The organism is Shewanella sp. SM32, assembly GCF_025654235.1.
In the GTDB taxonomy this organism is placed as follows: domain Bacteria; phylum Pseudomonadota; class Gammaproteobacteria; order Enterobacterales; family Shewanellaceae; genus Shewanella; species Shewanella oncorhynchi.
The window spans coordinates 1-12,605 of record NZ_JAKKRO010000090.1; the positions used below are offsets into that span (position 1 = coordinate 1).

Annotated in this window: 10 protein-coding genes and 2 pseudogenes; 5 read left to right on the forward strand and 7 right to left on the reverse strand. The window is 45.0% G+C overall.

What is annotated here, in order from left to right; translation table 11 throughout:
- The 3 genes and pseudogenes from L5M10_RS22070 to L5M10_RS22080 form a co-directional block, all read left to right on the forward strand.
- Positions 1-235: pseudogene (locus L5M10_RS22070) on the forward strand (IS4 family transposase); the annotation flags it as partial.
- A gap of 177 nt (positions 236-412) precedes the next feature.
- Positions 413-1,633 (forward strand): alpha/beta hydrolase family protein, encoded by a 1,221-nt coding sequence (locus L5M10_RS22075; protein WP_263255929.1) that lies wholly within the window; start codon positions 413-415, stop codon positions 1,631-1,633.
- A 129-nt stretch (positions 1,634-1,762) separates the two neighbouring features.
- Positions 1,763-2,050: a helix-hairpin-helix domain-containing protein gene (locus L5M10_RS22080; RefSeq protein ID WP_263255930.1), complete on the forward strand. Its 288-nt coding sequence runs from the start codon at positions 1,763-1,765 to the stop codon at positions 2,048-2,050.
- Positions 2,051-2,061: 11 nt separating this feature from the next.
- Here the strand turns inward: L5M10_RS22080 and L5M10_RS22085 are convergent, their stop codons facing one another.
- The 4 genes from L5M10_RS22085 to L5M10_RS22100 form a co-directional block, all read right to left on the reverse strand.
- Positions 2,062-3,141 (reverse strand): AI-2E family transporter, encoded by a 1,080-nt coding sequence (locus L5M10_RS22085; RefSeq protein ID WP_131524227.1) that lies wholly within the window; start codon positions 3,139-3,141, stop codon positions 2,062-2,064.
- Between the two features lie 225 nt (positions 3,142-3,366).
- The gene (locus L5M10_RS22090; protein WP_263255931.1) at positions 3,367-4,284 is read right to left on the reverse strand and encodes a redoxin family protein; all 918 of its coding nucleotides are present in this window, start codon (positions 4,282-4,284) and stop codon (positions 3,367-3,369) included.
- Between the two features lie 222 nt (positions 4,285-4,506).
- The gene (locus L5M10_RS22095) at positions 4,507-5,556 is read right to left on the reverse strand and encodes an NAD(P)H-dependent flavin oxidoreductase (RefSeq protein WP_263255932.1); all 1,050 of its coding nucleotides are present in this window, start codon (positions 5,554-5,556) and stop codon (positions 4,507-4,509) included.
- A 34-nt stretch (positions 5,557-5,590) separates the two neighbouring features.
- Positions 5,591-5,986 (reverse strand): VOC family protein, encoded by a 396-nt coding sequence (locus L5M10_RS22100; protein ID WP_131524224.1) that lies wholly within the window; start codon positions 5,984-5,986, stop codon positions 5,591-5,593.
- A gap of 332 nt (positions 5,987-6,318) precedes the next feature.
- Here L5M10_RS22100 and torT point away from each other — a divergent pair, with 332 nt between their 5' ends.
- Entirely contained in the window at positions 6,319-7,392 is a 1,074-nt protein-coding gene (torT, locus tag L5M10_RS22105) for a TMAO reductase system periplasmic protein TorT (RefSeq protein ID WP_263255934.1), read from the forward strand.
- A gap of 6 nt (positions 7,393-7,398) precedes the next feature.
- Here torT and ubiA read toward each other — a convergent pair whose 3' ends face one another.
- From ubiA to L5M10_RS22120, 3 genes are all read right to left on the reverse strand, one after another.
- Positions 7,399-8,259 (reverse strand): 4-hydroxybenzoate octaprenyltransferase, encoded by an 861-nt coding sequence (gene ubiA / locus L5M10_RS22110; protein ID WP_263255936.1) that lies wholly within the window; start codon positions 8,257-8,259, stop codon positions 7,399-7,401.
- Between the two features lie 138 nt (positions 8,260-8,397).
- Positions 8,398-10,566, reverse strand: a complete 2,169-nt coding sequence (gene uvrD / locus L5M10_RS22115) for a DNA helicase II (protein ID WP_263255938.1) — start codon at positions 10,564-10,566, stop codon at positions 8,398-8,400.
- Positions 10,567-11,308: 742 nt separating this feature from the next.
- Positions 11,309-12,073, reverse strand: coding sequence for a hypothetical protein (locus L5M10_RS22120; RefSeq protein WP_261730730.1), 765 nt, complete (start codon positions 12,071-12,073; stop codon positions 11,309-11,311).
- A gap of 398 nt (positions 12,074-12,471) precedes the next feature.
- On the opposite strand from L5M10_RS22120, the pseudogene L5M10_RS22125 reads away from it, so the two are divergent.
- A pseudogene (locus tag L5M10_RS22125) lies at positions 12,472-12,605 on the forward strand (IS110 family transposase); the annotation flags it as partial.

The window sequence follows — 12,605 nt, forward strand, 5'->3', positions numbered from 1 at the left end:
GTTGATGGTTCAATGCCTGTTGTGGCTAGTTGGTTTACACGCACAGCAACAGGGCTGGGATAAGCATTTTCAGGCCAATACCATTGGGCATCGAACGGTACTCTCAACGATTCGCTTGGGATTGGAGGTACTCAGGCGGCCTGATTATCAAATCACGGAGAAAGAATTGCTGGCGGCCTGGGTATTATTCGCCAATCAGTTGCTCAAATATGGCTATGCTATGGCTGATTTATGAGGGGATCCTTCAGGCTATAGCCTCTACACACTCATTGATGGCACTTGGCGTAAAATAATCCACACAGCTAAGGGTGAAAGCATTGATATATTAAAAGTAAACGATGCGAAAAAACTCGCCTATATCAGTGCCAACATCGGCGAGCGGGATAAACAACAACTGCTCAAAGTTGATCTTATGACGGGAAAATATGAAACCTTACATAAAGATCCTAAGGATGAAGCGGATGTTTATCAGGTATTGTTTAACGATGCTGGTGAACCTTTAGCCATTTCCTATTATGGCGGTCGCTTAAGAACCTATCCACTTGATACTGAGTTTGCTAAGCACTGGGATGTGATCAATAAGCATTTTAATCAAGATGTTGAAATAACCATTACCGAACGTAACGAGAAAAATAATCTCTGGCAGATCAACGTCGCAAGCGATAGAGCATCGAGCTTAGATTACCAATACAATGCCATTAATGGTGATATCCACTTACTCGCGGATATTCCTCCAAGCATACAAGCAGAACTGTTATCACCAAGACAATCCCTAGTCTATACCGCAAGGGATGGTGTAAAAATTCAGGCTTATTTGACATTACCAAAGGGAAACCAGCGCAATTTACCCACCATCATTCTGCCCCATGGCGGCCCTTGGGCTCGGGACTACTGGGCGCTAGACTCTGGTTACTTCCATGCGATTGCTCAGTTCTATGCCAACCGTGGTTATGCCGTGTTACAGCCAAACTTTCGCGCATCGACAGGATTTGGCAAACACTTCCTCAACTTAGGCAATAACAATTGGGGCACTGGCAGTATGCAAGATGACCTGACTGATGGTGCAAATTACTTAGTCGAACAAGGGATTGCGGATAAAAATCGCTTGGGGATCTTTGGCGCATCTTACGGTGGTTATGCGGCTTTATCCGGCGCGACTTTTACCCCAGATCTTTACCAAGCTGTGATCGCCTATGTGGGGCCGTCAAGCTTAGTCACGTTAATGGCGTCTTTCCCCGATTACTGGCGCCCCTATTTAGGCCAATGGTTTGAATCAGTGGGAGACCCGTTAATTCCTGAACAAAAACAAGATATGGAGAACCGCTCCCCAATTAATTTTGTCGATAACATAAAAGCACCGCTGATGCTTATCCAAGGAGCCAATGATCCGCGAGTGACTCAAGTTGAATCAGATAATATTGCGAAAAAAATGTACCAAAAATCGTTACCCGTTGAATACTTACTCGCCAAAGATGAAGGTCATGGATTTATCAAACGTGCCAACAAGCTCGCCTCGATAATTGCGACTGAACGTTTCTTTGGTAAGTACTTAGGCGGAAAAGTGGATAATAATGTCAATCCAGCTTTGCTTGAACATCTTAATAGCTTAAATGTTGATATAGAAAAACTGTAACCTTAATAAAGTGTTAGAAGTGCAATACAGATTTTGCCAAGGAAGGCGAAATATCTTAACAGGCTAACGCGGTTAACTGTGGGCCAATAGACTAATCTATCAAGTATGACTACACCCCAAGAGATAAAAATGAATCCAGCAAAAGTCATGCGTGCCGAGGTTAAGCAATTGACTGATTTACCCAATATTGGCAAAGCCTGTGCAGCGGATTTACGTTTGCTTGGCATAGATAAGCCTGAGCAGCTGTTAGATAGAAACCCCTACGAGCTGTATCAAACGCTGTGCGACAAAACGGGCAAAAGACACGACCCCTGCATGCTCGATGTGTTTATCTCCATCACCCGTTTTATGGCAGGTGAAGATCCTAAACCTTGGTGGTTTTACACCGATGAGCGCAAAAATACCTTAGAGAAATGAAGCTTTAGCGACTATTTATCCTCCTGTTTATCCATTATCGTTTCGGGCTCTTCCCTTAACCACTCACGCCAAATGGCCACCAGCAGGGCCATCAATACTGGACCAACAAATAAACCGACAAAACCCATGGTTTTTACGCCGCCGATCAAACCGAAAAAAGTCGGTAAGAAAGGCAATTTAATCGGCCCACCGACAAGATTAGGCCTTAAGGTTTTATCGACAATAAACAGCTCTATGCTGCCCCAAAGAAACAAGCCGACCCCCGCCGTCATATCGCCAGTGCCGACAAGGTAGAGTGAAATCAAGGTAAACATGGTTGGCGCGCCGCCGGGAACCAAGGCCATAAAGGCGGTTAACACCCCAAAAGCCACGGCCGAAGGTACTCCCGCAATCCAATAGGCAATCCCCAGCACTATGCCCTCACCAATTGCGATAAGCGTCATACCTATCACGGTAGAACTGACTGTTGCAGGCACCACACGGGAAAAACTATGCCAGCGAGCAGGCAGCACTCGCTCACCCACGATATCCAACTGCTTAGCCACTTGCGGACCATCTTTATAGAGGAAAAACAAAGTGATCAGCATAAAAAGTAAGGTCAACAACAACCCTAAAGTATTCCAACCCAATTGCAGCACCCAACGGGAAATGCCACTCAAATTCTGGCCACTAATGGCACTGATAATTTGGCCTAATTCATGGGGTTCACCAATAAACTGCTGCCATTGCAGGGTTAACCATTCACCCATCCAAGGTAAATCTTTGATCCACAAGGGCACGGGCGAACCGTGTTGGTTAGTAAACACCAACCAATCAACCCAAGTTCTAATCTCTTGTAACGCATAGGAAAATACAAACACCAGCGGGATAATCAGCCCGAGCACAATACAACATAGGGCAATGGTTGCCGCCAACGCCGAGCGACCACCGCATTTTGCCAATAGTTTTTGATAGAGAGGCCAACTTGAAAAACACACAATCAATGCAGCTAAGGCGGGCACTAAAAAATCGATAAAAAAGAATACGCCAGCACACAAGAGCAAAACCAACAAACTACGACCAATAGCGGCATTACTGAAAATCGGCGTCATAGTGCTAAAACCCCCCACAATAAAATTCAACGATAAAATGGAAAACACTCTGCATTACACCAAACAAGGTTAACGCTTAACCAACTCGTTCTACGAATCAGTTTATTGCGCAGTGCTTCCCATGGGCAATGACTTTAACACCGAATATTGAGCTGTGTATCTATTCAATCTTTGAAGACAAAAGGCCTTTGGATATCTATCAAAGGCCTAACATTTGGAATGAGCTTATTGAGCCGAAAGCTGCTCAACTACTTTCTCTGGCTGGCTAAAATCGGTAATACGCTGAATAACTTTACCATCCTTAACCCACAGTAAAGTAGGAATATTGCGGATTTTAAAATGATTAAATAACACACCTAATTCATCAATACTAAAATCGACTTGAGGTTGATAAAGCTGCTTAAAATCTTCGAGCGCTTTATCGTCTGTCCACAAGTGATTGACCACACCGTGCCACGATTTATTAGGCACTTTTTGCGCGAGATTATTTAAACCTTTTTGAACGGCAATACACTCTTTAGACATTTCTGGGCGGCTATCAGCCAAATACCAATCACACCATGTTGCGGTAAAAAAAAGTAAATGCTCACCTTGTTCCCAAGGTTTCAGTAACTTAGCTGTTTGTTCGGCACTGGGTGCCTCCGTTGTCTGCGCAGTCAACTCTTGGCCATTCGCCAACATATCGATAAATTTATCTAAATTGGCATCAGACTCATGGCTAGTGTAAACCACATCACCAGCACGATTGATTAATACACTATAGGGTGTGCCGACCAAACCTAAAGCCACACCTAACTCCCCTTCATTATCCAACCACACGGGCATAGTGAGCCCGAAACGCGCAATAACGTCAGCAATCTTAGGCAGCTCTTCATTAATATTGATATTCACCGCTATGATATTAATCTTGTCCTGATATTTCTTCTGCAGGGCTTCAAAATGCGGCATTTGCTCCATACAAGGTTGGCACCAGGTTGCCCAAAACTTTAGGTATATAGGCTTGTCACCCGCAACACTGGCTAAAGTCACTTGCTGCTGATCTGGATAGGTTTTAAGTGCGATATCTTGATAGGTTTTATTGCCCGCAAACGTAGCAAAACTCATAACGGCAAGGCACATAACAATGATTTTACGTAACAACATATTGTTTTCCTTAAATCTATAGCTCACTCGCACCCACGACTATAGCGCCAGTGATTTGCAGCCATTTGTACAGAAAAAAACATAATTTAAAAGAAGCGGCAGTCTAACGACAAACCAACCTTTAAACGACGAGTATAAACTAACAAGCCGCTAATTTAGCCATATTAAATGTAAGCCTTGGTGAGCATAACAATGAGTATTAATAACCTATCCAACAATATCTTAGACCATCAAACCTAACGCCAATTGCCTCGTCAGCTCTGCGGCGGGAATAGCCTGACAACCTGTTGCATTTTGGCCGCACCAAAGTGGGCTAAAATCACCAAATCCTTGTTGTTCAGCGGCGCTTCGCAATACTGCGACGGCGCTTGAGGCGAGCGGAAAATCCGGTGCGGCATTATTGATGGGGCCAAGCTCTGCCATAAAACGATTCATAATTCCACGGGCGGGTCGACCAGTGAATAAGTTAGTCAGAGCCGTATGCTGCGCGGCCTCACTTTGCAGGGCGGCACGGTGAATATCACTGGTGGTACATTCGGGACAGAGTAAGTATGCAGTCCCCACTTGCACCGCCGAAACGCCCATCGCCATAGCAGAGCGCACTGTCTTTGCATCGACTATGCCACCCGCTGCAATAACAGGAATATCAACGGCGGCAATGATTTGCGGCAATAGACTAAAAGTGCCTAACTGCTTGGTTAAATCATCGGATAAAAAATGCCCCCTGTGACCTCCGGCCTCTAAACCCTGCGCAATAATGGCATCCGCACCACGCGCTTCAAGCCATAGGGCTTCTTCTACAGTTGTCGCTGTCGAAATGATTTTTGAACCCCAAGACTTTATCTCCAGCAACAAATCTTCATTCGGTAAGCCAAAATGAAAACTCACCACCTCAGGTTTAAATTTAGCTAACACTGCAGCCTGGGTGCTGGTATATGGCGCGCGTTGTGCCCCCACGGTTTGGCTATCAGGATTGACACCCAACTCAGAAAAATAAGGCGCGAGTTGATTAAGCCATGCGGCTTGTTTCGCTGCTTGCGGTTCAGGTTCGTGATAACAAAAGAAGTTTACATTGATGGGCTTAGTCGTCTGGGTGCGAATATGTGTCAAGGCGGTATCTAAGGCTTCGAGGGATAACATGGCGCAGGGCAAAGATCCCAACGCCCCCACTTGCGACACAGCTATCGCTAAGGCACTGCCCTGAACACCCGCCATCGGCGCTTGAATAATTGGTAATTCGATTCCAAATAATCGGGTTAACTGGCACGGCATACATCACCTCCTTTGACTTGTTATCACTTGATGCTCAATCCTGATATGGCCCTGCGGCTAAACGCTGGGAGATCCACCACAGATTGCCCACGGGATCCCGCACTCCACCTTGGCGATCGCCATAGGGCATATTCGCCACTTCCATCACTAACTCACCCGCAGCGGCGAGTGCCTGAGCCACCGTTTTATCGGCATTTTCCACATATAAATAATAGGATGCGGGCATAGGCGTAAAAGCTTCACTCGCCTCACTCAACATAAATAAACAGTCGCCGATTTGCATCTGTGCATTAGCTATTTTGCCATCAGCCCGACGGGAAATATGTAGCGCTTTAGCATCAAAGGCTTGCTGTAAAAAAACCACTAAACTATCGGCATCAGCGATCATCATATACGGACTAACCCGTGCAAATCCTGACGGAATAAACATAACGATTCCTTGTTACCTAAGCATGAAATTGATCCTAAAAAACCACTATAAGCCAATGACTATAGACTAAGCACTATGGCAAAAACCAGCTGTGGCAATTAAGCCTTAAGCGTGAAATGTAAACTTAAGCATTCAGTGAACAAGTCAAAGCGTAAAGCCTGCTAATGTAATACGCCCCTACAATTTCAACCACTCTGCAGCCCATCATAAAAGTGCCATAACACTTCATGGCACTGGTTATTAAGAATAAATCAGCTTTATTTAGCATCGACTTAGCAACTATGGATCATTCATCTATGCTTAATCTATTGTTAACTTAACATGATGATCCTATGCACTTTACTGCATTCTTCGCTTACTCCCTCAGGATTTGCCTCACCTTAATCCTCTATATTTTCGCCTTTGCAGTGCAGGCAACTTGGTATCCCGCCGATGTGATTGCTGATGGCAAAAAAACGGCATACACACCACTTACTCAAGCCAATAAACCATGGCGGATCTGTGCCTTACTTCCCCATGGTAAAGACCAATATTGGTGGGGCGTCGCCTTTGGGTTATCGCAGGAATCCGAACGCCAAGGTGTAACTCTCGGCATTTATGATGCTGGAGGATATGACAATATTGAGCAACAAAAACAACAACTCTATGATTGCCAAGCCCTCAAAGCTCAAGCCTATATTATTGCTGCGAATACGGCTGATGGACTGATTGCGGATATCGAACAACTCTCTGCTGCGGGCATTCCTGTTATTGATTTAGTGAATGGTATCGCGACCGACAAACTCACGAGTCGCTCCTTAGTCAGCTTTGAAGATATGTCTGCGGCAGCGATTGAGTATATTGCATCGCAGCAACGAGACCCTGTCGATAAAGCGCCTGCGAAACTTAAAGTTGCTTGGTTTCCAGGGCCTAAGGACGCTTCTTGGGTTATGGCGGCGGAACAAGGATTTAGGCGGGCGGCAACCAAACAAGAGTTCGACACAATTGAAGGAGGGTTTGGTACTACGGAGTTATTTATTCAAGCTGATTTAGTGCGAAAAGTGCTTACTAAACAAAGTGTAGATTATGTGATCGCCAATGCAGTTGCCGCCACTTTCGCGGCGCGCTATTTAGACGGGCGTAGGAATAAAACGGGAAAGGTCATCGCGTTCTACTCGAATGCACAGACCATAGAATTAGTGCAGAAAAAACAGTTACTCGCGACGGTCAGCGACTCACCAGTATTACAGGCTCGGATTGCCATCGATCTGGCGGTACGCGCACTCGAAGGTGCGCCTTATCCCCATAAAGTGAGCCCAGTTATCAAGGTTATCTCCCAAGACAACATCCACCAGATTGATTTAGAACAAATATTAGCGCCACAGAATCAGTGGATGATCCATCAGGATCTTCCACAGCAAAAATGATGCTCACTAAACTAAATAATCGGCGCCCAGCCCAACAAATAATGCGAGTCCAGCCCAATTGTTATTGAGAAACGCTTTAAAACAAGGGGCTCGTTCGCGATCAAAGATCAGCATTTGCTGGTAAGTACTAAAGCCGACAAAAGTCAGTAAACCTAGGCCATAGAGTAAACCACGATCGGCGCTCCAACCGGCGGCGATAAAACAAGCCAGCGCAGCAAGCTGAAATAAACCTATGATTTGGCGGTCATATTTACCGAACAAAATTGCAGTGGATTTAATGCCCACCTTTAAATCATCATCCCTATCGACCATGGCATACATGGTATCGTAGGCGACAGTCCAAAACCAATTGGCCGCAAATAACCACCAAGCCTCGATAGGTACTTCACCCGTCTGCGCGGCGTAAGCCATAGGGATAGACCAACTCCACACCACGCCTAGAAACATCTGCGGCATATTGGTGATGCGTTTAGTGAAGGGATAAATGATCGTGAGGATAATACCAATAACGGATAATTTAACCACTAATCCATTGAGTAATAAGACTAAACCAAAAGCAGACAAACCTAAAACGACGAACAGTATCAAGGCTTCTTTAGTGCTGATTTCACCACTGGCCAGCGGCCGAGATTTAGTACGTTCCACAAAAGAGTCGAGATCGCGATCGGCATAGTCGTTAATAATGCAGCCACAGGCACGCATGATCACCACGCCAATAATAAAGATGATCAATACCTTAAGATCGGGCATACCACCCGCCGCTAACATCAGCGCCATCAAGCATGGCCACATCAGCAATAGCGTACCTATGGGACGGTCGATTCGAGTAAGACGGGAATACACATCCCACTTCTGCTTTAAATTCATTAACTAGGTACTCCCAATACCCTCAAGTTTCCACTCGGTTTCAGGATTAGCATCATATACCCATGCTTCTCCCGATGCGAATTTACGCCCTGAAAGCGTGTCATAAAAAGCTGACATTCATCGCGTTCAGGGCAGGCATTAAAGCGCCTCTAACCGAGCGTAAGCCACCACTAACCACTTGCTGCCAAAGTCAGTAAAGCTCACTTGTACTCGCCCTTGAGCACCGCTGCCCTCAAAGTTGGTCACTTTACCTTCACCAAATTTAGGGTGATTGACTCTTTGGCCGACGTTAAAACCGGTATCGTTTGTAGCAGCTGACTTTTGAGTGCTAAAACGATTATTCGCCATTGGGGTTGAAACCTGCGCCTTGAGGCGGATTTCATCCACATATTGCGGCGGGATCTCTTTGATAAAACGCGACGGCCGAGCGTAATCTTCGCGGCCATAAATGCGCCGCGATTCGGCATAGGTTATGTAGAGTTTTTCCATGGCGCGGGTCATGCCCACATAGCAGAGACGGCGTTCTTCATCGAGTCTATCGCCCTCTTCGAGCGCCATTTTACTCGGGAAAATCCCTTCTTCGACACCCGCCATAAACACCATAGTGAACTCTAACCCTTTGGCAGAATGCAGCGTCATTAGCTGCACCGCATCGGTAAAGGCATCGGCTTGGCCCTCGCCCGCTTCGAGCGCCGCGTGGGATAGGAAACCGTTAAGTTCGCCCATGTCCTCCAGCTCTTCTGGCATTTCGAAAGTACGCGCCGCCGTGACGAGTTCTTCTAAGTTTTCGATTCTAGCGTGGGCTTTTTCACCCTTTTCGGCTTCATACATGGCCTTAAGGCCAGACGCTTGGATCACTGTATCGGCCATGCGATACAGCACCATATCTTGGGTGTCTTCACGCAGTGTCATGATTAAGTCCATGAAACCACGCACAGAATTTGCTGCGCGGCCCGCAAGCACTTTCTCGTCGAGCAAACGCACACTCGCCTGCCACAGGGTTAATTCATGCTGACGCGCCGTGGAGCGCAAAATATCCAAAGTGCGATCGCCAATGCCACGGGGCGGCGTATTCACCACACGCTCAAACGCCGCATCGTCGTCTTTGTTATTAATCAGCCGCAGGTAACCCATGGCATCTTTAATTTCTTGGCGTTCGAAGAAGCGTAAACCGCCGTAAATGCGATAGGCTAAGCCTTTGTGTAATAAGGCTTCTTCCAATACCCGCGATTGAGCGTTAGAACGATATAAAATCGCACAATCACTGAGGTTGCCGCCCTTTTCGTGCCAATCATTAATTCGACCGACGATAAAGCGCGCCTCATCCATTTCATTAAAGGCGCAATAGAGCGAAATCGGATCGCCATCGGCTTCATCCGTCCACAACTCTTTGCCCATACGTTCTGGGTTATTGGCGATTAAGGCGTTGGACGCTTTAAGAATATTGCCCTTAGAGCGATAGTTTTGCTCGAGGCGAATCGTGGTCGCACTCGGAAAATCTTTTAAGAATCTATGTAGGTTTTCAACCTGAGCACCACGCCAGCCGTAAATCGATTGGTCGTCATCACCCACTATCATCACATTGGCAGTTTGACCGGCAAGCACACGGATCCACGCATATTGGATCGCGTTGGTATCTTGGAACTCGTCCACCAAAATATGCTTGAATCTGTCTTGATAATGGGCCAACAAGTGCGGTTTATTGAGCCATAACTCATGGGCACGTAATAGGATTTCGGCAAAATCGACTAAACCAGCGCGGTCACAGGACTCTTGGTAAACCTGATAGATTTTTAACAGGTTCTGCTCAAGCGGAAAACCGCCCGCATCGATATGTTTAGGGCGTAATCCTTGGTCTTTTTTACCATTGATATAACCCTGAGCTTGGCGTGGAGGATATTGTTTCTCATCCAAATTCAGGCTTTTTAGAATACGTTTGATCAAACGCACTTGATCGTCAGAATCGAGGATTTGGAAGCTTTGCGGTAAACCCGCATCTTGGAAGTGAGTGCGCAACAAGCGATGCGCCAAGCCGTGGAAAGTGCCAATCCACATGCGGCCCATATTGGTGCCAGCGACTTTTTCAACTCGCTCGCGCATCTCAGCCGCAGCTTTATTGGTAAACGTCACAGCAAGAATCGAGTAAGGACTCTGCTGTTCAACCTGCATCAACCAAGCAATGCGGTGGGTCAACACCCGAGTTTTACCACTGCCCGCGCCCGCCAACACTAACATGCTAGATTGCGGTGCCGCGACAGCCTCGCGCTGCTTATCATTCAGGCCGTCTAGTAAAGAAGATACGTCCATTCTCGCCTCCAAAAAATCGAGGAGGCATTATAACAGAAGAAACCCCGCCTGCGCGTTTGATCCACAAGACGAGAGCCATAAGGTGAGTGATATGTTGCCGCATCTTGCTTTGCGCTTGTATTGTAATGACGACATTGATTAAGCACTGTCATTCCCGCAATACTTGTGGGCGGGAATCCAGCTTTTCGGTAACAGATCTTTGTTTTTAGGGTTGGAATTGAACAAATGCAAGGCTGTATTAATTACTCATAGAGAGGGTGTTCATCATTCTGTTTCAGCGATTAAGCACTGTCATTCCAGTGACACGCCATTAACTCATCCCTGAGGGCTCGACGACGGCATCCATGCCGTCAACGGTCACTTCCATGACAGTGCTTAATCTTGCCAACCCCTACAGTAATCTGAACCCCTTCTGACGAGCATACACTCTGTAAATTTAACAATGAGTGGCTCGTTAATTGCCCTTGAATGCTAACAGAAAGTTCATTATGTTCTTGTTTTATCTTGGGTGGCCTGATTTATTCTTACATGGAAATAACGAGTGGACGGCAAAGGTATATTGCTTAACAACCCTTTCAAGCAAACCCAAACCAAATAACTGCGATAGTTTGCAAGGTAAATATTCAATAGTTGTTCTCAACAAGAATGCCGCGATGCTTAATCGAGCTTACACAGAAATAAATGGTTTGGCTGATTACACTTTGCAAAGTTAAGAAAAATAATTGATGGTTCGTTAATTTTTCTATTTGCCGATTTCATCTAGTTTAACCAGAATCCATAAATTCTTATCCGTTGGTGTATAACAAATACCTTCACCATATTTGTATCTCTCAATTTGATCTTTTAACTCATCAATGTCTGATTCATATAGAGTAAATCTAAATAATTTTGAAGTGTCATACCTTGATTCAATACATCGAATGTTTAGCTCTAACTTATACTCTCCAGTTTCCCAAATGTTATGTGATAGGGAAAAACTACGCATTTCACCAAGCAATGATTCAGAAACTTCTACTAAACCTTTTGTATCATTTGTTCTTTCCTCAATTTTTTTTGATATATCATCTCGAACACGTTTAATAAGTGATTTGTGTTTTTTCTCATCATTTTTTGAAAGTTCACTGTAGAAATTAGTTAAATGAGACCATTCATCTCCAGATTTTAACTTAAACTTGGTTAGTAGAACTTGTCCGTTTTTTTCAGGTGATTTTATATAGTTCTGGCCTAATAAGCTGACAATTGGTTTGTTGTCCTTTATTAATGAAACATCTAGCCCCGCTATAGCTACTGGTTTTACACCTGTGTTATTTAAGATTATATGTAACTGTAAATTTGGATTCCCAAGCACATGTGTAATGCATACTTTCTCATATACATCTAACTCGAGCTTTCCCCTACGTAGCAGCTTATGAATAGGAGGAAGTTGAGACAAAACTAAAGCTAGGAGTGCGATAGCTGCTGACCAAACTCGCGGATCAGAATAAAATGCAATTTCTTGAGCTTCCATGATTTACCTTATTTAAATTATCAAACAGTGTTAACCAATACATCTAATAAAAAACGAACCATACAGTATGGAAAATTAAATAACATGACATAATAATCTATATATGCCAGTAACTTAGCATCTATCTCGCTGAGTTTTCAACCATTTTTAACATGGTTAAAGCAAAGTTTTATAAAGTGTGAGGTAGGGCATCCACAACTCTTTAATGCTTTAAGTGACCAATCAGACAACTCAAAAATCGACGGAATACGCATCCCCTCGGAGTTGCCGCAGGGCGAAATGACAAATTGCGTGAGTCTCGCCATGGATAATGGAATGGACCCATCCACTTTTAATCGGCCTCGCAATGGGCCACGATGTAGTCGCTAAAACTCATCAGAAAGAGGACGGGTCCACCTATGAAGATTACTACAATCGGTTTAGATATCGCAAAGTCTGTTTTTCATGCTGTTGGCGTCGATAAAGCGGGTAAGTTAATCAAAAAGAAAATGCTTAGACGCAAGGACTTACTTCCCTTTCTTGCTCAAATTGA

Coding starts and splice junctions, on each gene's coding strand:
- uvrD (WP_263255938.1), bottom strand. CDS start 10,566: ATGGACGTATCTTCTTTACTAGACGGCCTGAATGATAAGCAGCGCGAG.
- L5M10_RS22120 (WP_261730730.1), bottom strand. CDS start 12,073: ATGGAAGCTCAAGAAATTGCATTTTATTCTGATCCGCGAGTTTGGTCA.
- ubiA (WP_263255936.1), bottom strand. CDS start 8,259: ATGAATTTAAAGCAGAAGTGGGATGTGTATTCCCGTCTTACTCGAATC.
- L5M10_RS22085 (WP_131524227.1), bottom strand. CDS start 3,141: ATGACGCCGATTTTCAGTAATGCCGCTATTGGTCGTAGTTTGTTGGTT.
- torT (WP_263255934.1), top strand. CDS start 6,319: ATGCACTTTACTGCATTCTTCGCTTACTCCCTCAGGATTTGCCTCACC.
- L5M10_RS22090 (WP_263255931.1), bottom strand. CDS start 4,284: ATGTTGTTACGTAAAATCATTGTTATGTGCCTTGCCGTTATGAGTTTT.
- L5M10_RS22095 (WP_263255932.1), bottom strand. CDS start 5,556: ATGCCGTGCCAGTTAACCCGATTATTTGGAATCGAATTACCAATTATT.
- L5M10_RS22075 (WP_263255929.1), top strand. CDS start 413: ATGACGGGAAAATATGAAACCTTACATAAAGATCCTAAGGATGAAGCG.
- L5M10_RS22080 (WP_263255930.1), top strand. CDS start 1,763: ATGAATCCAGCAAAAGTCATGCGTGCCGAGGTTAAGCAATTGACTGAT.
- L5M10_RS22100 (WP_131524224.1), bottom strand. CDS start 5,986: ATGTTTATTCCGTCAGGATTTGCACGGGTTAGTCCGTATATGATGATC.